The sequence below is a fragment of the Ruegeria sp. CDSC054 genome (assembly GCF_059610645.1).
In genome coordinates this window covers 1-20,836 of the sequence record NZ_JBXWOA010000026.1, presented here as the reverse complement: position 1 = coordinate 20,836, position 20,836 = coordinate 1, and the positions used below count along the sequence as shown (strand labels likewise).

13 protein-coding genes and 2 pseudogenes are annotated in these 20,836 nt (G+C 54.7%); 4 read left to right on the top strand and 11 right to left on the bottom strand.

Features of this window, described 5'->3' with window-relative positions; all coding sequences use genetic code 11:
• Positions 1–79 precede the first annotated feature (79 nt).
• Both AC2FGC_RS23615 and AC2FGC_RS23610 read right to left on the bottom strand, forming a co-directional pair.
• Positions 80–208, bottom strand: a pseudogene (locus tag AC2FGC_RS23615) (IS6-like element ISPmar1 family transposase); the annotation flags it as partial.
• Between the two features lie 334 nt (positions 209–542).
• Positions 543–1,802 (bottom strand): replication initiation protein, encoded by a 1,260-nt coding sequence (locus AC2FGC_RS23610; RefSeq protein WP_496727465.1) that lies wholly within the window; start codon positions 1,800–1,802, stop codon positions 543–545.
• A 579-nt stretch (positions 1,803–2,381) separates the two neighbouring features.
• Here AC2FGC_RS23610 and AC2FGC_RS23605 point away from each other — a divergent pair.
• Positions 2,382–3,767: an AAA family ATPase gene (locus tag AC2FGC_RS23605; RefSeq protein WP_496727466.1), complete on the top strand. Its 1,386-nt coding sequence runs from the start codon at positions 2,382–2,384 to the stop codon at positions 3,765–3,767.
• Complete coding sequence (locus AC2FGC_RS23600; RefSeq protein WP_496783613.1) at positions 3,760–4,827, top strand: ParB/RepB/Spo0J family partition protein; 1,068 nt, start codon at positions 3,760–3,762, stop codon at positions 4,825–4,827. Before AC2FGC_RS23605 ends, AC2FGC_RS23600 begins: the two co-directional genes overlap by 8 nt.
• A gap of 537 nt (positions 4,828–5,364) precedes the next feature.
• On the opposite strand, the gene AC2FGC_RS23595 is transcribed toward AC2FGC_RS23600, so the two are convergent.
• The 5 genes from AC2FGC_RS23595 to AC2FGC_RS23575 all read right to left on the bottom strand — a co-directional run bounded on the left by AC2FGC_RS23595 (position 5,365) and on the right by AC2FGC_RS23575 (position 11,172).
• Positions 5,365–5,658, bottom strand: coding sequence for a hypothetical protein (locus AC2FGC_RS23595; protein ID WP_496727468.1), 294 nt, complete (start codon positions 5,656–5,658; stop codon positions 5,365–5,367).
• Complete coding sequence (locus AC2FGC_RS23590) at positions 5,655–7,196, bottom strand: hypothetical protein (RefSeq protein ID WP_496727469.1); 1,542 nt, start codon at positions 7,194–7,196, stop codon at positions 5,655–5,657. The genes AC2FGC_RS23595 and AC2FGC_RS23590 overlap by 4 nt, the downstream gene beginning before the upstream one ends.
• 36 nt (positions 7,197–7,232) lie before the next feature.
• Positions 7,233–9,485 (bottom strand): hypothetical protein, encoded by a 2,253-nt coding sequence (locus AC2FGC_RS23585; RefSeq protein WP_496783611.1) that lies wholly within the window; start codon positions 9,483–9,485, stop codon positions 7,233–7,235.
• 668 nt (positions 9,486–10,153) lie between these two features.
• A complete protein-coding gene (locus tag AC2FGC_RS23580; protein WP_496783615.1) occupies positions 10,154–10,975 on the bottom strand; it encodes an IS110 family RNA-guided transposase in 822 nt (273 codons plus the stop codon).
• Complete coding sequence (locus AC2FGC_RS23575) at positions 10,924–11,172, bottom strand: hypothetical protein (protein WP_496727471.1); 249 nt, start codon at positions 11,170–11,172, stop codon at positions 10,924–10,926. Before AC2FGC_RS23575 ends, AC2FGC_RS23580 begins: the two co-directional genes overlap by 52 nt.
• A 502-nt stretch (positions 11,173–11,674) precedes the next feature.
• Between AC2FGC_RS23575 and AC2FGC_RS23570 the strand changes: the two are divergent.
• Positions 11,675–12,468: pseudogene (locus AC2FGC_RS23570) on the top strand (IS5 family transposase).
• A gap of 496 nt (positions 12,469–12,964) precedes the next feature.
• On the opposite strand, the gene AC2FGC_RS23565 reads toward AC2FGC_RS23570, so the two are convergent.
• From AC2FGC_RS23565 to AC2FGC_RS23550, 4 genes are all read right to left on the bottom strand, one after another.
• On the bottom strand, positions 12,965–15,364 hold the full coding sequence (locus tag AC2FGC_RS23565) for a trimethylamine N-oxide demethylase (protein WP_496727472.1): 2,400 nt from the start codon (positions 15,362–15,364) through the stop codon (positions 12,965–12,967).
• Positions 15,365–15,378: 14 nt separating this feature from the next.
• Positions 15,379–17,361 (bottom strand): ABC transporter permease, encoded by a 1,983-nt coding sequence (locus tag AC2FGC_RS23560; RefSeq protein WP_496727473.1) that lies wholly within the window; start codon positions 17,359–17,361, stop codon positions 15,379–15,381.
• Complete coding sequence (locus tag AC2FGC_RS23555; protein WP_496727474.1) at positions 17,361–18,389, bottom strand: quaternary amine ABC transporter ATP-binding protein; 1,029 nt, start codon at positions 18,387–18,389, stop codon at positions 17,361–17,363. Before AC2FGC_RS23555 ends, AC2FGC_RS23560 begins: the two co-directional genes overlap by 1 nt.
• A gap of 82 nt (positions 18,390–18,471) precedes the next feature.
• Positions 18,472–19,425 (bottom strand): ABC transporter substrate-binding protein, encoded by a 954-nt coding sequence (locus AC2FGC_RS23550; protein WP_058277107.1) that lies wholly within the window; start codon positions 19,423–19,425, stop codon positions 18,472–18,474.
• A gap of 237 nt (positions 19,426–19,662) precedes the next feature.
• Here AC2FGC_RS23550 and AC2FGC_RS23545 point away from each other — a divergent pair, with 237 nt between their 5' ends.
• On the top strand, positions 19,663–20,598 hold the full coding sequence (locus AC2FGC_RS23545) for a LysR substrate-binding domain-containing protein (RefSeq protein WP_496727475.1): 936 nt from the start codon (positions 19,663–19,665) through the stop codon (positions 20,596–20,598).
• Positions 20,599–20,836: the final 238 nt, after the last annotated feature.

The following is a 20,836-nucleotide window of genomic DNA, read 5'->3' as shown; positions in this document are numbered from 1 at the left end:
GCTCCTGTCAAGTTCTAGTGCGCGCTACCAGAAATGCACTCGACCTGACAGGTAGGGACAAAGTTTGCGACAGAACCTGATCAACCCGCACACCGCGCTCAGCCATGATCTCTTCCAAGTCACGATAGGACACTGTGTGCCGCAGATAGAAGTAAACAACGTACGAAACTGCATCCTTGGGGAAATGACAACCTTTTAACGAGATCATGCGGTTCTGTCGCAAAGATTTTGCGAGCAGAATATTTTCCCGATAGGCGACATGTGAGTACGCGAATGAGGATCAACACAGGGAAAAATTGGCCTCTAGTCGCTCAGTTTCGGCCATCAGTTCGGCTTCAAGCTGAATGTAAACAGAACAATTTCCTAATTTTTGACAGCCCCGAGAAAGTTTGCGACACAAGCACAAACACTCATACCACTCAAAAGGAAAGCAACCTCAATGCGCAGAATTTACGCAGAATGCACACCACGCAGTACTTGATGGACTTCGATTTCTGCTTTTAACAAGCGGTACCCTTGGATACATGCACTTAGAAACCCTCTCATGTGAATACGTCTGGTTCGAGCTCCTCCCAGAATTCAAAGATCTTGGTGGCATTCAGCCCTGATCGCCATCCATGAGCTCTGAAATGTTCTCGGTCGAGGTCATTATCAAGGCCCGACAGAAAAAGCCGCTTATCCGCATCGCGCTGCGTTGGGTTTCGCCGCGAAACCAGATCCTCAACAATTGCCAATCGCCGCGCACGTTCGGTTCGCTCTGCAGTCCTTGCTTCGTATTCCTTGTCCTGCTGCTCTTGTTCGGCAATCCTGCGTTTTGCAGCTTCACCCGCTGATGGGTCTGGCACCATCGAAGTTTTCGTTTCTGGCACTTGATAGTTGTCCCGCAAGGCAGCAGACAGAAAACCAAGAGTAGACTTTACACCATCCCTGCCCTTGGCATATTCGAGCTTTTCCCGAACATAGTCTTCGCCATGTTCAGAAATCCATTGTCGCGCCAACCTGTCAGACACACCTTGCTGGCGCAGCGTCTTGTAGATTGTCAGATTGCGAACGCCATCTTCATCGTCAATCTCAAACATCGCTTTCTGCGGGTTGCCCTTTATCAGGAACCGAATATCTGTAACTGTACGTCCCTTTTTTTGGAACTCCGGCTCAATGAGAATATCAGAGCTTTTGTTAACTTCGGCGACGGCGGGCTTGATGATCTTGGCATTTAGGTGCTTGAAGCTGCCATAGTACTCGCTCCCGTCGACTCCCATTAGCTTTCTAAAGACGTCCAGCGCCCACCAACCCGTCGACCCTGTCCGGACAAATCGATAGCAGTTTTCATAAAGCGCCAAGCCGTGCCCTGAACTAAAATTTCTTTGAATCTGGACATTTATTAACGCGTAAATCTTTGGATCATAGAGTTTTTGCGCCAACGCCGGAGAATATGCGTATTCACAGATACCATTCTTCAGTTTGGCAAAACTCAACAAAGATGAGACACCCCATTCTTGGCGCCCCTGTTCGTCCAGCATATCCCATTCGGCAACCGTTTCAGCCAGAGCCCGCAAGCTTGCACGCAGAGTGTCAAAGTCGTTTGAATTATACCCAACCATCATCGCCAATGTTCTGGCATCAATTGTATGGGTCGGTGCAGACGTTAAAGCATCATAGGCATTCAACAATAATACGTTCGACAGCTTGCGTTGCAATAACGACAGCTTGCCACTGATGTGAATCGCGGCGACGTTCTTTTTTACTGTCTCACGGCGTAACGCGCCTGAGAGATTGTCCATGTCAACTTGTGTATCCGGCATGATTCTGCCTGGCTGCTCGTTTCCCTATTGTTTGCACAATAGGTACCTGAGTTGCAATCTTATTTGGGTGCCCAAATACAGGATTAGCTTTATCCCGTGGACGGGTACCTATTGGACGCGGCCCTGAGGTTATCCACAGAAACACCCAAAATGGGATTCCCTCGAAGCAAAGAACAAGGATAATCTCGTTCCTTGAACCTTGTATTAGAGCCTTTTCCGCCCTGAATTGCACCATCCTGAGAATCGGCCCCCTATTTACCGTAACTTGACACTACAGAACCTGTGTTTGGGTACCTATGATCCCGTATTAGGGTCCCCTACACCCTGTAAACGGATACCCAATGTCGATTAACTACTTGATCATAAATATTTTTATCTTCGCAAAGATTCTAAATATTACAAATAAACTAAACGATTTGTTGCGTTCTTTTTCATTATTTCTTTGAGTTTCGCTGCGAAACCTGGTGGTCGCCTCAACTTCTGTGGAAAAAACGAAAAGGAAGGATAGCCTCTCACCCAAATGTTCGCTACATTCCACCATATACGCTGACAAGGCGAACATTACCTGAGGTATCGACAGTGAATAAGACTAACCAACCTCCCCTGCCCCCTTATCTTAACCTCGATCCAGAAAGCGCAGCGGCGAAGTTGCCAGATCCTATTGGAACTTCGCGATTCGCAAAAGCCGCCGCGTTCTGTGCAAAAGGACGTGAAGATTTAGCCCGGAGAGGCTATGCGCCCGACGGTGAAAAACGGTTACGTCGTTTCTCTATCTGGGAAATCACAAAGTACCTTATTCCTGTAGCGCCCGCTCACCTAAGGCGCGTTCTCAAAGCTAATGCAGAGCTTCCACAAGGAGAAGGAGAAGCGGGGTCAAAGTGGTTTACTCTTGAAGAGGTTTTAATCCTTCGAAAACACTTTGCGGCAGAAGGTGTCAGCACCAAAGAATACTTGCCATATCGCCCGGAGGGCCTGCCTGCGAAAGTTGTATCGGTAGCAAACTTCAAAGGGGGGGTTGGCAAAACTTCAACTGCGGCTCACCTCGCTATGTCTGCGGCATTGGATGGGTACAAAGTTCTTGTAATTGATTTGGATAGCCAGGGATCAATGACGTCAATTCTTGGCGGAACAGTTGCGGACGAATGGCAAACAGTATTTCCGTTGATAGCCAAAGATTACGCAAGGGCTGTTCAAGAAGAAAACCGCGTCAGGCAGGTCGGCGGGCAGGCCGAAATCCCTTTGGATGAGACACTGCAAGAGGCGTTAAATACAACTCCAACCGATGTTATTCAGAAAACCCATTGGCCCAATATTGACCTTATTGGTGCCCAGCTGAATTTGTATTGGGCAGAGTTCCAGATTCCAGTGTGGCGTATGGGATTAAGAAGTTGGCCATTGTGGGATGGCCTCACCAATTTTCTCGAGAATGAGGGTGTTCTCAACGATTATGACGTCGTCTTCATTGATACACCTCCTGCACTTGGGTACCTAACAATCAACGCTTTGGCCGCGGCTGACATCCTTTTGGTACCGCTCGGAGCTTCGTTCCTGGAGTTTGATTCAACCGGCCGGTTCTTTGACATGCTCTATACGACGTTCGCAAGTATCGAAGATGGGGAAAACACCGCCCAACGAGCAGCCGGATTGCCAGAGTTGAAGTTCGAATGGGATGTCGTTCGGGCAATCATTACCCGATTTGATGCCAGCCAACAGACAGATATGGCGAACGTGATCCAAGCGTACTTTGGCGACTTCATGAACGCTTACCGACAGGATTTCACTGCTTTGGTCGGGCAGGCGGGTGAACAAGTGAACGGTATTTATGAGGCTGACTACCGAGATTTTAACCGCGAAACCTATGTCCGTGGACGTGAAACTTTTGATCGTACCTACGCGGAATTCAAAGAAGTTCTAATAGGTTGCTGGTGGCGCGATGCCCAATTGGGAGGAGATTCGAATGGCTAAACGTAGAAGGCTTGCTGTTCCAAATACAGCGGAGTTGGAAGAGTTGGAGGTGGGTTTCGCCGCGAAACCTTCGTTGAATCCATTTGAGGGTTCGTCGTCCACACCACCAATTGCTCAGGTGGCGGCTGAAGCTGCGTCCCTAAGCGGAATGACAACTGTGACGGACCGTGTCGAGTTAGCGAAAGATCAAAGCGACGCCGCACGCTGGCGAGACGCTCAGGATGCCGGGTTGGTGGCTGAAATACTGCCTTTGGAATTGATCGATGCCGAATATATTCGTCGAGATCGAATGGTCGAAGACGAAGAGGCTATGGCGGAACTTCTGGAGTCTTTGCGGTCTAACGGGCTGCGCACACCCATTGAAGTCACTCGTGTAGGCGACGGCTTTGGTCTTATCTCGGGGTTCAGGCGCTTAGACGCATTTAGACGTTTGTCCAAAACTGATGATCGGTTTGCAACCATTCCAGCCTTCGTGAGGGATGCCGGTTCGGGGCAGGGGGCTTACGTGTCGATGGTTGAAGAAAATGAACTCCGACTAAATCTGAGCCCATATGAGCGTGGACGTATCGCAGTTCTGGCTGTTGGACAGGGAATATTCGAGTCGACTGAGGCCGCAGTCGATGTGCTATTTGCGACCGCCTCCAAAGCCAAGAGATCGAAAGTTCGAAGCTTTGCGATGATCCACGAGGCGCTCGGCGACTTACTGCAGCATCCTGTGGCGATTTCGGAAAAAGCGGGTTTGAAACTCGCGTCGGCGCTGAGAGGGGGTGCCCAGAGCAAACTTCGTCAAGCTCTTGCTGAAGCCGAAGTTATCGATCCAAAAACCGAATGGGATGCTCTGGAAGGTGCAATGAATTCGTCTCCTTCACCTACTGCCGAGAAAGCCCGTGGAGGGCGTCCGCAGCTAGTCATGCCGTTGACACCGGTCAAGTTAGCTGGAGGGGGGGCAGTACAGGCCGAGCTGTCACCAGATGAAGTTCGCATTCGAGTACGGTTGCGGGGAGTGTCAGAGGAGGTTGCTCAAGAGCTGGTAGAACAGATCGCGCGCCAACTAAGTTAGTCTGGTAGCTAAACCGTCGATATGGTTCTTTGTTGGCATCTATTGGCCTGATCAATACTGCGAAAACTGTGCAATTTTCCAGGCTTTGCAATAGTGCGCGTAATGGGCCAATAAAGAGCATTACGGTATTTCCACCCGATTATCTTAAATGTTTCGCAAACTTTTGGAACAGCCAGAAGCGACGGTTTACTGGAGGATCTATTGCAGACTTTTGGCTCTTGACGAGGTGGGATGCTGCGGGTGAATGACTTTCGACCAATTGGGACCGAAAGCCATCCACGCGCGAAACCCCAGCGCGTCAACAGCTAATTCTTTGCAGCAGAGCCCCCGAACCATCCACGATCTATGGAATGCCGTAGGTCGCGTTTGCGAGCTCTTCACTGACGAAGAATGCTGCAACTTCTCTACAGCCGCAGGATTCGGGATAGATAAAACACAAACCGCTCTAATTGGCCGGGCTGCCGCACGGAAACGCAAAAAATGCCTCAACTGCTGGAAGGGTTTACTTTGGAGTGTTTCGAGCCGGGCACAATGCAGCTAAGTGCCGGTATCGATTCGGGCCATGAGACATCGCAGCATGGCGTGCAGGTCTTCTGGCAGGTCGGGCGCGCGGTAGTTGGCGCTGTCTCTATCAACCTGGCCCGACTGCTTTAGGTGCTTATCCAGCTGAGCGAGCGAGTCGCGTTGCGCCAGTTGACCGCAGATGCGCATTTCCGGCCGGATTTCGGGTTTTGGAGGTGCGGTTCCGCTGTTTTGCGCCGAGGTGCTGGAGGTAAAAAAAGGTGAGAGCGCCGCAAGGCCGGTCAGCAGAATACGCGTCATCTGAGTCATGGTAATATCGCCGTGTTGATGCTGTCGCTGTTGTCGTCCTCAATCAATTCCGCCTCGCCAGCCCGGACCACCGCAGTGTTCTTGACAAACGCAAAGGCCGGGGAACCTGTCGCGCCCGCGGCGGCAACGCCCCAGAACCGAATGCTGCGCACCGATCCGGGGGCGATGTCGCCGATATCGAATTCCGCCGCGGATTCGGTTTGCGACAGGGTTTCGATCGAGATCAGCGACCCTGTCGGCGGCAGATCGAGCGGCAACGGAAGAAGCGCTGCTGCGCCATCTGCGTTCAGCAGGTTTAGGGCCATGGTGTCACTGACCCGGACATTGCCAGCAACCGCCGGTCCGGCGTTGGCGACGTCAACCGTGTAGAGGATGAAATGGAGCAAACGGTCGCCGAACGGCCAGGTGAAATCCTCGGCCGATTTGGTGACCGAAAGGTCGACGCCCAAGCCGTGTTCAGAAATCTGCTCGACGTCGATCGAGTGGGCTCCGGTCACGTTGCCTTCAGGCCCCAGCGTCGCCGCGGAGTAAACCGCTGTGACGTCTAGTTGTTCGGTGCTCTGAACAACGACCCAACCTTCGTAATAGGTTTCGCCCTCGGGTGGTGCGCCACCGAGCGCATTCAGTTCCAGATCGGCGCAATCCGTCTTCACCGCCTGATCATAACCGAGCGTGTCCTCGCCAATCTCGTAAATTCGTCCCGGCCGCTGTTCAACCGGCGGAAACGCGAGTGCAAGCTTTTTGAAAACCAGCGCCTCGTTGCCGCCCGGATTGTGAATGTTGACGGTTGTCGCGTAGCGTCCCGGCACCAGACGCCCGTTCTCGGGGTCGGGCTGTGAGCCGCACACCACCTTGGCCGAATACTGCCAGGCGAATGGGCGAATATCGATCTCGAGCTCGTAATCGACCCCCGAGCCGTCCTCCGGGTCCGAAACCGCGACATAGAACCGACCCGGTGGCACGGTGAGCACGATTTCCTCGATCCCGCCCGGACCCCAGCCTGCGCGGTCAGGGTTGAGCATCTGTAGGCCCTCGTTCAGCAGATATACGTCAAGGTCTTCAAAAGCCTGAGCCGCCTCGAGCCGGATGAACACCCTGGCACGTGTTTCGCTCTGGAACCGGTAGATGTCCTCGACCGGATCGCCGCGCACTGCGACGGTGGGGGCCTCGACTACCGATATCGTGCCGGAAACGATGGTCGGTGGCGTCACGGCATGGTGCTCGGCAAGACCGTCATTTGGCTCTGCCTCGCCGACCGCACCCGAGGGTGTCGGCGGATTCAATTCAATGGTTTCGGGTATTGGCAGGATGTCGCCTAGCACCTGTCGGCTGTGGAAAATGACATTCGTTTGCAGCATACCATCCAGTATCACGTTGCTGAACCCGATCGGCAGCCCGTCGTCGTTGTTCAGGCTCGGTCCGTCCATCAGCTGAAAATGCAGATGTGGCCCGCTGCTGTTACCGGAATTGCCGACCATGCCGATCACGTCACCTTGTTCGACACTGCAGACCTGCCCCATTCCGCAGGATCCGATCATTCCGAAATTCGCAGGAATGGAGCCCGGGATCATGTGTTAGTAGTTCGAGACCGTTCCGTTCGAATGCTGGATCGAGATGAAATTCCCGGGCGCCGGGACACTCGCTAGGCGTGGACCCGGGCGCGGGTTGCTCGGCTGGCTATTGTCGAGGCCGACGATGTCGCCATCGGCGATCGCGATCACCGGCTGGCCCCAGATGTAACTGTCGGTGTTCTGCAGGTTGTCGATACCCTCGCACGCATCGTCGAGGGGGCGGGACAGGTTTCCGTCTGCATCCGTGACGCCGATATTATAGGCGTAGCGCTGGTTGTTGGTCGCGCTTGGGTTGTTCAGGCTGTTTACGAAATGCCGGTGATGGGTTTCGATATCGCCAAAGCGAAGCTCATGCGCAACATTGATCCGGTAGTTCAGAACCGGCGGATTGGGCGCTGTCTCGTCATCGCCGTCGTCATTGTCGTCAAGCGCCGCACAGGCATCGTCATCGGGAAGCGAGACAAACAGTTGCGTCGGCGAAAGCGGGAAGACGTAGGTCGATCCGTCGGTGAACGGAACCGGTGCGAAAGTCGGCGTGGGAATCTCGTTGAACGAAAGCGTCCATTCCTCGTCAGTGTCGACTTCGCGCACGTCAAGCTCGACATCCACGCTTGCGGGCGGGTCGCCCGCAAAGGGCAACAACCGGTCGTCATCCGCCAGCGCTTCGTCGGGGAAGGCAACGATGACGCGGGTTGCTGGCGGGATCTGTGTGGCGTTGGAATCCAGCAGACCATCCTCCCTCAGCCGCATCAATGCAATATTCCCCTCGCCTGAAGCGCTGGTGGCGCAGCCGCCCAAAACCACGCGGTTGCCTGATGCGATCGCGACCGACGTGGATCGCGTGCCGGTCCGGTCAGGCGTGTCCGGATGTTCCAGTACGACAATGCCGTTCTGGTTGAAATCCTGGTCCAGGTCGCCATCATCGAGCAGACGGACGGCCGCGAACATGTCAGAGGTGAATATGGAGACAACGATCCTGCCCTCCGCATCGATCGCAACATCGCCCGCGCCGACGAGGCCGGGAAATCCAAAATCCCTCACCACGATTCCCGTACCGGCTTCAGCCGGGGCAAGCGCGTCGTCAAGTTCGCCGGAGGATGTCATTCGAACGATGGCGGCCTGGGCCGAGATGCCCGGGCCCGGTGACACGGTGCCGACGGTGACGATCCGGTCGTCACCGTCAATGGCCATAGCCAAGGGTGCGGCCCGGTCGACCCCTGGAAAGGCGACATCGACTCGGCCTGCCGTGCCGAAATCCTCGTCGAGCATGCCGTCGGACAGAAACCGCGCGACGAACCATGTCCGGTCTTCGAGTTCGTCGTCTTCATCGACAATCAGTTCCTGCAGCGGACCGAACCAGCCGGCGACGTAAATGCGATCCTCGTCGTCCAATGCGACAGTGCTGTATGTCGAAACCATGTCGTCGGGCAGGAAATCCTCGACCATGATCTCGGCATCATTTGCACTGATGATGCCAAGCGTCGCCCGTGGCCGGTCCTCGACTTCGATGGAGCCGACGGCGATCATGCTGCCTGACAGCAAAGCGAGATCGGCTATTCTGCCGTTGTCCGTCTCGGGAAACAGAATCTGAGCGCCGAAAAACGGCTCTACAGCGCCATTCGTATCGATCCGCATGACGGACCACCACGACAGCAGGTCGTCATCGGACGGAACATCCAGCAGCCACGCCTCGCCGCCAGCCCAGATATTGCCTAGAGCATCGACCGCTATAGCGTTCACGCCATGTCTGATCGTCCCGTTTTCAACGATCGGATTTGCGATCGACAACGCTTCCAACCCGTTGGCCGAGAAGGCATCGTCATTGTCTCCGTCCTCGGTATAGCGCGACAAAAGCGATCCGTTCGGCAGAGCGGACGGCGATGCGAATGGGATGAGCGGCTCGCCGCCATCGTCGACGAATAGCGTCGAATTGGTCCCTGACCCTCCGGCGTAGAGCAGACCATTGGAGTCTATAACGATGTCCGCAACGCATTGATCGCCGAAGGAGCCGAAATCGTCGAGCCGTCCACCGGTTTCATCAAATGCCGGAGGCAGGGCCGCTCCGGCTGTGTCGGTCCGGCTGAGTACCGCAAAGGACAGGTCGCGCTGTCCCACGGTCGCGGTTCCCAGTTCCATGCCATCGGCATCCCTGTAGGTGACACGCGCCTCGAGCATCTCAATGGCTTCGGTGCCGCTGGTGAAGTCGAGGTCGAAATTCAGCCAGTTGCCATCGTCATAGGGTTCCCAAGTCCCCATGAAGCTTGCGGGAAAGGCGTTGTTCAGTGGCTGGGCACGCGCATCGTTGTTTCCGAGATGCCGGACGCCATTGGCGCGTCAACATCCTAGCCGGAAGCGGTTGACGTCACGATGCCCGATAAAAGCGTGATCCCAATAGCAAAACGAAGTCTGTGCTTAAAACGATCTTGGTCCATAGCAATAAACCTGTTCGAAATTAAGTGCGAAATAATACCATAAATTGTATCTTTTTGCACGCGTCACGCCTTAACGCGACCCTGGGTGTGTAAAGTGCCTGTCATTAAATGAAGTGGTCCGATTGAGTTGACAGCGTTCGGATTGGCCTCGCTCATAGATTGCCCGTGGTGCTGCGCGATCGATTGAGGTCCGCTTCGACGGGCTGCGACTGCAGCGTCGCGCGCGGGCGTTGAGTGACCTCGGTGGGTGGCTCCTGCATTGCAAGAGTTTATTGGCGATGTTTGCGGGTGTTTTTGTCAGTACTTTCGTCTGTCCGGCCTATTTGCGTGGCGGCATTGTCGCCACTGGCCTGATGAATTTCGCGAGCGAGGTTCTAATCGGGTTATCGACCACTGAGGGTCGCTGCCATTCCCGGAGATTCCTTGCTCTTGGTTGACTTTTTTTTCGCATCATCACTTCAACGCCGTGCATCTCGTGGACAGTCAACGCGATTAGAACGCAGGCTGCCGGTATTCCTGTTTTTTTGTGAGCATCGCCCAGATGTCCTGTGCGGCCTTGTTGGCCATGACAGTTGTTGCGAGTCGGAATGGCTTGCCTGCGATGATCTTTGCTGTCCACAAATCGACCTTCTTTGGCGAACGTTTCGCCATCACAGCACGCGATGTCATGCCTACGACCAACAGCTTGCGAATGTAGCGATCACCTTGCTTCGTGATCTTGCCCAGACGTTCCTTGCCACCGCTGGATTTGTTAAGTGGGGTCAGTCCGAGCCAAGCCGCCAGATCGCGCCCGGTCCGGAACTGTTTAGCATCGCCAATCGTAGCCACAATCGCTGAAGCCGTGATCGGGCCGATACCAGGCATACGCATCAATCTACGTGCATCTGCATTCAGAAGGGCATGTTGCTGGATCATCTTAGAATAGCCAACGATGCGTTCGTTCAGGCCGAGGAACTGATAGCACTGGATACCGAGCATGCCGTTGGCGATCTCCGGCATTTCTGGATGGTCGCCATCAAGGTGACGCTTTGCAAAAGCCGTCACTGCTTCGATCCCAATGGGCAAGATATGCCCAAACTCACGCAAAAGGCTGCGGATCATGTTGGCCAGTTGGGTGCGCTGCCGAACGGCCAGATCTCGAGTCCGATGGATTGAGAGAATGGCTTGCTGCTCTTCCGTCTTGATCTCGACAAATCGCATGGTTGGTCGACGGACCGCTTCACAGATCGCCTCAGCATCACCGGCGTCGTTCTTGCCGCGCTTCAATAGGGTTTGACGTATCCGGCCTGCTTGAGCTTCACGTCGTGCCCTAATTTGCGCAGCTGGCGACCCCAGTGATGAGACGAGCCGCAGGCTTCTATCCCGACCCTGCAGGGTGGAAGCGTCTCAAAGAAGCGGAGCAGCTTTGCGCGTTTGATGGCTTTGTCGAAAATCACTCGGCCGTTCTCTGAAATGCCGTGAACTTGAAAAACATCCTTGGCCAGATCCAGGCCTCCGGTCTTTACTGTCATTGGGTCGCTACTTTTCTAGCAGTCGATGACATCTACACTTTGGCATATTCGATGCCGGTGGAACAGGAGCCACCCACCTCATCCGGTTTGGGCCGCTGCCAATCTCAGAGCGCGGGTTTGAATATGGGCCGTTGAATTGGGTCAGTGCACTCCGTTTTGCAACCCTTCCAGGAAGGCTCGAGCAAGTGGGTTTTCCTTTTCCCTTGCGGACTGCAGAATACCAGCCGGTGTTGTGAAAGTCAGGTTCTTTGAGCCTATTCGACGCATCTGAAGTGATACCTCAAAAGGCTGCCCAAGGTGAGATGGCAAGAACCCGACGAAAGCGCCTGAGAGGATCAGATGCGCAATGGCTTCTTCGGAGTGGCCGAAGGCTGCCGGACCATTGGTGGTGATCTCGCCCCAAGGTCCTGACCAGCGCGCATATGCCTAGGTTCTGGACCCATAAATTTGTTGCCACTATCTCGGCTGCATGAGTCAAGCCCCGGAGTTTCAGGGGTACTTCATGAGCAATCTATTCTGGCTGACAGACCAACAGATGGAGCGTCTTCGGCCATACTTTTCAAAGAGCCATGGCAAGTCGTGGGTTGACGATCGGATTGTGTTTGGCGCCATTATTTTCATCAATTGCAATGGGTTGCGCTGGTCAGATGCGCCTCGTGAGTATGGCCCGCCAAAGACGCTATATAACCCTTGGAAGCGGTGGAGAAATATGGGCGTGTTTGCTCGGATCATGGCCGGACTGGCAGCGGAGGGGACCGATCACAAGACCAACATGATTGACGCGACCGACCTCAAAGCGCAGCGCACGGCCTCCAGCCTGCGGTTGAAAAAGAGGGTCGCGGCAGGCTGATCGGGCGAGCCAAAGGCGGCATGAACACGAAGCTGCATGCTGTTACCGATAGTCTCGGACGTCCGATACGCTACTTCCTTTCCGCTGGCAAATCAGCGATTTCACGGGCGCCAGGGCACTGGTGAACAGCCTGCCATCGCTGATTGGTTACTGGGTGATCGCGGCTATGATGCGGACGGGTTTCGCGAAGCCCTTATAACAAGGGCCTAAAGCCCTGCATCCCGGTCCGGAAATCACGCGACAAGCCCGCCTAGTACAACAAACGCTGCTACAAACTACGAAATAGAATTGAAATCATGTTTGGTCGCTTGACGGACGGAATCTTTTGCACACCCAAGGTGGTGGTTGAAGCGATCCCGTTGGAACTGACGTCAGGCGGTCGTCTCAGTTGTTGTGCTCGACACTCAGGAAAACCAGTGTGCGCTTCTCTTGGCTCTTGTCTTTAATGGCAACCCGATAGACACGAATTCCAGCGTCCAATTCTCTAAGCACATAGCTGTCTGGGTGATTGACCTGCCTATCAATCGGAGCAGTCGTACCGTCTCGGCAACGCGCCACTTCAGCCCATGTATCGTGGAAGTAGCTTGTGGCCTCATCGCTTCTGAACTGAAATTCCCATTAACACGAAACGCCGCGTGAATTGCCCAAGCCGTCAAATGGCAGGCATACGGACCCAACAGGTGCAATCCCGGTGTCATCATAGCTTTCAAGTGCAGAAATTTGTGCGCATTCAGCAGCCAGTCCAATGGTCGGTTGAATGAACACAACCGTCACAAGTGAAAGCCAAAAACACAACGAGACACTATTGTGAGGTTCGATATCGGACGCTGGAGCGGGGCACACAGAACTCTTGTTGCCATTCAGTTTTAGCACGGCAAACAACTGCATACGTTGCGCCCGGACGGGAGAATCCCTGTGACCAAGATCTTTGTTAAAGAGTCGTCATTCTGCTGCATCAGGAACATCAACAATTGAATAGTTGCCCTTCACGCGTTCCTTTGTCGGGTCAAAATGCGGGAAAGGCACGACTTTGGCTTTTAGGCGCTTTTGCTGGCCGTCCAGTTGCCCGATTTCAATGTCAGCTCCGACGACGGCATGAGTGACAGAAACCCGGCCTAACGCAATGACCTTGCCAAGAATGGGTGATTTCATCGCGCTGGTAATCTCTCCAACCTGCGCCTTTCCAACACGTACACAGTCGCCGGGCGAGGGGACCGTACCTCCCTCAACCTCGAAGCCGACCAGTTTGCGATGAGGATGGGTCATGCGTTCTTCAATCGCTATCCGCCCGATAAAATCGTCGGGCTTTGATTTCAGTGGAACGGTGAAGCCGATGCCAGCCTCGAAGGGATCGGTTTGATCGTCGAATTCGGACCCGGCAAAGATCAAGCCACCTTCGATCCGCACCATATCCAGTGCCGCAAGCCCAAGCGGAGCGATGCCATATTCCTGGCCAACCTCCCAGACGCGATCAAATATCTCAACGGCATCTTTGGGATGACAGAAGATTTCATATCCCAGCTCACCTGAATATCCGGTCCGGGAAATTACCACAGATGTCCCCTGCACATCACCAACCCGGGCCACGGTCAGCCGGAACCATGGTAATTCTTCGATCGTCGGTTGTTGGGGCGGTGTCCAGAAGATTTTGGAAAGGATGTCACGACTGTACCGCCCTTGAACTGCGATGTTATGCAATTGATCAGTCGAGTTGCGCACCCAAACATTCATATTGCGTTTGAGCGCCTGTTCCTGCAGCCACAAACCGCTCGTGTCATTCCCGCCAATCCAGCGGAAGTTTGTTTCACCCAATCGATATACCGTACCATCGTCGATCATACCGCCGTGCTCATAGCACATGGCCGTATACACGACCTGACCAACGCTCAACTTTTTCATATTGCGGGTCACGCACAGCTGCATCAGCTCCTCTGCGTCGGGGCCGACAACTTCGTATTTTCGTAATGGGCTCAGGTCCATGACCGCGACCTTGTCCCGGCAGGCCCAGTATTCGGCAATCGCGCCGTGATTGGTCATCGTATTTGGCAACCAATAGCCGTTGTATTCGATGAAATCACGGGTGTGCCGTGCAAAGCAGTCGTGAAATGCAGTTTTCTTGGTTTCTTCCACGTCCGCCTCCGCAGATTTTCTATAGCCATAGGATCGTTTGAAATCCTCGGTCGCCTTGTAGGTTCGCACCTGAATATCGGTAGGATTCCAGCCATTGGCCGGATCGATGTCGCAGGGACAGCCGGTGCTGACGCAGACCAGATCGGTCAGCGCGCGCAATAAGACGAAGTCACCGGGGCGCGACCAGGGGTCGTCCATTCCGATGGCATTGGTGTCGTCCAGCATTGTGTTGAAAAAGAAGTTGATCGCGGGCCAACCACCACGCGGCTTGATGCCGTACTGGTCCAAATCCTTGTTGATATTGTCCGAGCAGTTCACGTGGCCGGGGTAACCGAGATCTTCGTAATACCGCGCCGTACAGGCAAGGCCAAACGTGTCATGACGCCCGCAGGTATCCTGAACGATCTCTATCAGTGGTTCCTGATCTACCGACCAGTATTTCGAAAAAATTCCCGGTTTTGGGTACAAGCTGCCCATTAGGCTGCGCGTTGTTGTCGGATCAATCTCGCGTTCGATCCCCTGATCCAGCGCTCGGCGGCTGAAGGCCTGAAAATCCGAGCATTCACGCCCGCGAATATCGACAATCTGGATGAACTCGCCCGCCTTGACCTCGTACGAGTGGGCATTGCCCGGCTGAATGTTGAAGTCCTTGAGCGGATCGGCCAGCGGTTCGGGTGGTCCAACATCGGGCTTTGCCAAACCGGGTGCAGACCGCTGGATGTACAAAATGATATCCGTGGGGGGGTTGTTTTCTTCGGGGCGCATCGCCTTGCCGGGTGCAGCCACGATCAGAAGGCCATCACTTTCAGCGACGAAATGCATCATGTCGCCAGGGCGCGACCCGTCCATGAACGCCCGGATTGCGTCACCTTTTCCGATGTCAAATCCGGCAACTTCCAAAGCGCGTAGCACTTTCTTGCCGGACGGCGATCCATTGGCCAGCGTCGCAATCAATCCCTCCGGTCGCCCGTGCCCCTGCGCGCCAAGCATGGCCGCATCGGAACTCCGGTCAGGGGCAAAGAAGACCATCTCGGCCGGTTGCATCCCGTCGCGGTCCAGCAAGGTTATCGTATCGCCTTTGGAGACCGGAACAGCGCGGGAGCCCATTCCGGGGACCGGGTGGCGTTCCGTTCCATGTGGCAGGATCGGAAGGCCGGGGGCCAGAACTCCGCTGCGTTCGAACGGGACCTCAAATACAGGTTTTACGTTCATCTCCGAAACTCCGGTTAATCCAGCCCCAAAGCGCGCTTGCGCTTCTCGGCCCAACTGCTGATTGCCATGTCAAATGTCAGGGCCATCAGCGACACGTTCAGACCCAGCACAAAGTTCTTGCCCAATTCGGTGCCTGCCAGGGTTCGTTGCAGTTCCTGCCCCAGATCCTGCGTGCCGATGAAGGCGGCAATGATAACCATGAAGAAGGCGAACATGATTGCCTGATTAAACCCGACCGCCATTGTCGGCAGCGCCAGCGGAAATTGCACCGACATCAGCTTTTGCCGACGGGTCGAGCCGGACATGTCTGCCGCCTCGGTCATTTCCGGCGGTACGCTGCTGAGACCAATTATCGTGTAACGGATCAGCGGCACGGCGGCGAAGATCAGGATTGAGAATACAACTGCCACATCATTGACCCCAAACAGCATGATCGCGGGGATCAGGTAGATGAAGCTTGGGAAGGTTTGCGCGGTGTCGCAGGCCAGCAGGATGCTCTTGGACCAGCGGTTGGACCGGGCTGCAACAACGCCCAAGGGGATGCCGATCATAGTCGCCAGCGCGACTGCTGAAATCACAGTATAAAGCGTGATGACCGACCGATCCCACCAGCCCGAGAAGGCGACAATCGTAAAGAAGATCGCGGCGTAGATGCCGGGTTTTCGGCCACCGACCCAATAGGCAAAGGATACAACCAGCAGTATGAAAGCGGGGGTTGGAATTGCGAGTAGGGTATTCCGGAACGGGATCAAAACCTTGACGTTCAGGAACCAACGCAGCCATTCGGTTGTGCCCTTGATCACATCGATGGCCAGAATCGACTTGATCACCACGTCGATTTCCTTGCCTTGGCTGAGATGCTGCTTGCGGCCAACTTCGGCCAGGATCGGGAAAATCTGCGCGAGCAAAATAAACCCAACAAACAGACCCAAAGCGACCAGCGAAATCTGGTGCCGTTTCCACCACGGCGTCCCACGTTCAAAATGAACAGGCTGTTTGACAACCCAGGCCTTGGACATCCGATCAAGCGTCACAGCCAGAAGCACGATGGTCACACCTATCTCGAAAGACCGGCCAAGTTTGAAGCTGCCCATCATTGCCAACAGCTTGGCTCCAAGACCGGGCATGCCGATAAAGGCGGTCAAAACCACCATCGCCAAACACAGCATGATCACTTGGTTAACGCCAACCAGAACCTCGGTGCGTGCAGCCGGAACATAAACATGGCGCAGCATCTGCCAGCGTGTGCACCCGGACATCTGGCCGGCTTCAATCACTTCGGGGCTGACCTTTTTCAGGCCCAAAGTGGTCATCAGGATCATCGGTGGAATGGCAAAGGTAATTGTTGCGACGGCCCCAGCTGTCGGTCCGACCTTAAAGAAGATCACTGCGGGCAAGAGATACGTAAAGAAGGGCAGGGTTTGCAACACGGACAGGATGGGTTTCAGCATCCGTTCGAACCAGCCGTATTTCCAGGCGGCGATGCCCAGAACCAAGCCCAGAAGAAATGCCAGAGGTGCCGCGACTACGATGACAGACATCGTTTGCATGGCGATCTTCCACTGCCCGATTGCCGCGGTCCAGATAAAGGTTCCGGCTCCCAACGTGGCGAGCCTCCAGCCACCTACGGCATAGCCGACAACAGCAGCCACAGCGGCGATTGCGGACCATGGGATTGGGCCCAGATAGGGCCAGCGCCGCTTGCCCTCTAGCAGGTTCGCAGACGTATCCAGCAAAAACTCCAACGGGCCTTCTGCAATAAAGCGAGTGACATAAATCAGGCCCAGGTCGTTTTGAATGAAGTTAAAGACAGTATCCAGAATTTGCGCCGTTGGCGGTATTGCGGCTTCAGGAATTCGGTTCAGCCATTCAGGCAGAATGCCCACGGCCTTGGCAAGGATTAGCGCAAAGGCCGTGACAAGCAGTGCCGTAAGGACTTTGGTCCGTCCAAACGTTCTGTCGGATGTGTCCGGTATTTCGGTGGACAGCGTCGCCATCATTCGGCTCCAAGCAGAACGTTCAACGCGGTGTTGCGGTCCAGAACGCCTGTTACAACGCCTTTGTCATTCGCGACCGGCAAAAGGACCCTGTCGTCGTTGACCAATACGCGCGCCAGTTCATGGATGGTTGAGGCACCATTGATCGGGGCACCTTCCAGCGCATGACCGTTTACGGGTTTTGCAAGCCCTTTTGCGTGCACGACGCGGGCTTTGTCGATGTCCTCGGTAAACTTGGCCACGTATTCGGTAGCGGGGTTCATTACGATCTGGTCCGGGGTGTCGCATTGCTCGACCGCACCATTGCGCATGATGGCAATCCGGTCGGCCAGGCGCAGCGCCTCGTCAAAGTCATGCGTGATGAAGACGATGGTTTTGCCCAACATCTCTTGCAGACGCAGGAATTCATCCTGCATTTCACGGCGGATCAGCGGATCAAGCGCCGAGAATGGTTCATCAAGAAACCAGATATCCGGTTCGATAGCTAAGGATCGGGCGATACCGACCCGTTGCTGTTGGCCGCCACTTAGTTCGCGCGGGAAGTATTCTTCGCGGCCTTCAAGGCCAACCAGCTTGATGACTTCCAGCGCGCGTTCGCGCCGGTCGTGGCGATCCTGTCCGCGCATTTCCAACGGGAAGGCCACGTTGTCCAAAACCGTGCGATGCGGCAGCAATCCGAAGGACTGAAACACCATACCCATCTTGTTGCGGCGCAGTTCAATCAACTCGCGTTCGCTCAGGCTCATGATATCCTGACCGTCCACCTCAATCGTTCCGCCTGTGATGTCGTGCAGGCGTGAGAAGCACCGCACCAGTGTCGACTTACCCGATCCCGACAGCCCCATGATGACCAGCATCTCACCCCGGTCCACTTCGATCGAGACGTCCTTGACCCCGGCGATGTACCCATCCGCCCGAATCTCATCAAAGCTGCGGCCAGCGGGCAGAGATTTCAGATAGCTCTCTGGCGAGGGTCCAAACAGTTTCCAGACGTTTTTGGCTGAGATGACAGGCGCTGAGGCGGACATGGCTGCCTTTCTTTCGTGTTGAGCGCGGCCTTGCATCGCTGAGATGTTCAAGGCCGCGCCAGTTTCGGTGGATGCAACCGGATTATGTACTGCAGGCACTGATCCAAGGATCAATGACGGCGCGGTTGGCGTCCAGCCATTCTTCGGCTGCCTCTTCCGGCTCGAGCTCATCAGTGTCGACCAGCTTCGCCATCTCAGCAATCTGCGGGTTGGTGAAGGAAATCTCGGTCAGGGCGCAATACGCGGCCGGCCACTTGTCTTTCATGCCATCCCAAGCTGCCTTTTTCAGGTAACCCTCGGCAGGGTTGCCACAATCATACAGCGCTTCCGGGTTGGGACCCTTGGCTGGATCCTTGTCGCAACCATCTTCCCAAGCTGGGAACTCAACGAACTCACCAGGCCAAACAGCTTCGGCGAAGTTTGGCGTCCAGTTAAAGACCAAAACCGGCGTTTTGTCGGCCTCTGCCGCGCCAATTTCGGCCCAAAGGGCTGCGGCTGAACCCGCATTGATCACCGTAAAGTTCAGATCCAGTGCTTCGGCGCGTTCTTTACCATGCTTCAACCAGTCGACCGGCCCATCCAGATAACGGCCCTTGTCACCGGTTTCGGCTGTGGCGAACAGGTGCGCACAGTCGTTCAGTGCCTGCCAGTCAGGCAGGCCCGGGCAGGATTCCTTGGTCCACATCGGATACCACCAATCCTCGCGCGTGACCGCATCATGATCGCCCGCATCATGCAGACCACCTTTTTCCAGTGCCGCGCGGTAGGATGCACCAAAGGCACCTTCCCAGACTTCCATCTCCAGCGCGACATCGCCCAAACGTACCGATTCATAGACGGCCTGACTGTCGGTGGTGACATATTCTACGTTGTTGCCCATCTCTTCGAAGATCAGGCCTACAACATTCGACATCACGATCTGGCTGGACCAGTTGTGAATGGGGATTACGATCGGGTCGCTGCTGTCTTCGGCAGCCGCGCCAGTTCCCGCTACTGCTGCCAAGGTTGCAGCAGAAAGTAGGTTTGTAAGTTTCATGTTTGCTCCCTGAGTGACATTCATTTTTGAGTTGAGGACTCTTCCGGCCCCGAATTCATGCATTCTGCCCAAGATCGTCTAATGTGCAGAACAGAAATTTGAGGGGCTTTGACCATAATTTCTTGAGGCTAATCCGACTTTTTGCTATCTTAACAGACAGTTGCCTGATCGAATGCCGCCTGATGCGGGCAAATGTTTTTGATCGCGCCGTCGTCCAGTTCGGGAAAAGGCCCCTAAATGCCAAAAAAAGCGCCAGTCACCGGGAAAGTCTTGCCGCCGCTGGACTATTTGTTGGCATTTGAGGCAGCTGCCAAGGCGCAGAGTTTTGCGCAAGCCAGCAAGGTTCTGAACATCTCAGAGACTGCAATCAGCCGTAAAGTGCGATTATTGGAACAGCATTATGACGTGCCCTTGTTTGTACGGGGGCATCGTTCTGTTTCCCTTACTCAGCAGGGTGCCATCCTGTTGGCAACCGTGGAAAAATCACTGGACCTGATGCGGGATGTCAGCCGCGACATGCTGGCCAAGCATCAGGCCAATACGGTTTCGATTTCGGCGACCAATTCTGTTGCGTCTCTTTGGCTGATGCCGCAACTTCGCAAGTTCAACAAATCCAATGGCCGTATCCGCATCTCTTTGGTGTCTTCTGACAGTGACGCGGAATGTCTGTCAGATTCTATGGACCTGACAATTCTGCGAGGGGATGGCGACTGGCCGGGGTACGAGGCAAAGCTTCTGTTCGGAGAAACCGTTTTTCCGGTATGCAGCCCCGAGTACCTAAAAAGCAATCCCAATGCGGCGGAGCTTTCTGCGTTACCGGAACTTGACCTCATTGAGGTCACCAGCGGCCATGCAGAATGGATGACATGGCGTGCATGGTTCAGCGGCAATGGTGTTTCGACGTCATCAATGGAACAGGCTGTCGCGTTCAACACCTACCCATTGTCAGTACAAGCAGCGGTTGATGGATTGGGAATTGCATTGGGTTGGGCCCATCTTGTTGACCCATTGCTGGAAAGCGGCGCTTTGGTCAGGCCAGTCCAGGACGCATCGGTGCGAACGGAGTCAGGATACTACCTACTGAAAAGACCTTTCAACAGTGCTTTTCCAGAGCAATTAATTGTCGAAGATTGGCTGCTGAGTCTCAGCGCAGGTCGAAAAAGATACGCTTGATTTGGGTCGTTGACGACTGGGCATTGATGGTGAGTTTGGCAGTGGGCTATCTGGCTACTACAACTCGCATATTGACCCAAGGGAATATTTATTTACCTTAAAGAAAAAACGAATCTGAGACGGTGCGCCACCGCTCCGGACAAGGTGTTGTCAGACTTTTCCAACCGGGGGTTTTGCCCAATGAGCTATAAATCGGACATTGAAATCGCGCGCGAGGCGCAGAAGAAGCCTATTCAGG

Excerpts from the sequence above, each read along its gene's own strand:
- AC2FGC_RS23610 (WP_496727465.1), bottom strand. The coding sequence starts at position 1,802 with ATGCCGGATACACAAGTTGACATGGACAATCTCTCAGGCGCGTTACGC.
- AC2FGC_RS23600 (WP_496783613.1), top strand. The coding sequence starts at position 3,760 with ATGGCTAAACGTAGAAGGCTTGCTGTTCCAAATACAGCGGAGTTGGAA.
- AC2FGC_RS23595 (WP_496727468.1), bottom strand. The coding sequence starts at position 5,658 with ATGACTCAGATGACGCGTATTCTGCTGACCGGCCTTGCGGCGCTCTCA.
- AC2FGC_RS23590 (WP_496727469.1), bottom strand. The coding sequence starts at position 7,196 with ATGATCGGATCCTGCGGAATGGGGCAGGTCTGCAGTGTCGAACAAGGT.
- AC2FGC_RS23585 (WP_496783611.1), bottom strand. The coding sequence starts at position 9,485 with ATGGGGACTTGGGAACCCTATGACGATGGCAACTGGCTGAATTTCGAC.
- AC2FGC_RS23575 (WP_496727471.1), bottom strand. The coding sequence starts at position 11,172 with ATGACAGTAAAGACCGGAGGCCTGGATCTGGCCAAGGATGTTTTTCAA.
- AC2FGC_RS23565 (WP_496727472.1), bottom strand. The coding sequence starts at position 15,364 with ATGAACGTAAAACCTGTATTTGAGGTCCCGTTCGAACGCAGCGGAGTT.
- AC2FGC_RS23560 (WP_496727473.1), bottom strand. The coding sequence starts at position 17,361 with ATGGCGACGCTGTCCACCGAAATACCGGACACATCCGACAGAACGTTT.
- AC2FGC_RS23555 (WP_496727474.1), bottom strand. The coding sequence starts at position 18,389 with ATGTCCGCCTCAGCGCCTGTCATCTCAGCCAAAAACGTCTGGAAACTG.
- AC2FGC_RS23550 (WP_058277107.1), bottom strand. The coding sequence starts at position 19,425 with ATGAAACTTACAAACCTACTTTCTGCTGCAACCTTGGCAGCAGTAGCG.
- AC2FGC_RS23545 (WP_496727475.1), top strand. The coding sequence starts at position 19,663 with ATGCCAAAAAAAGCGCCAGTCACCGGGAAAGTCTTGCCGCCGCTGGAC.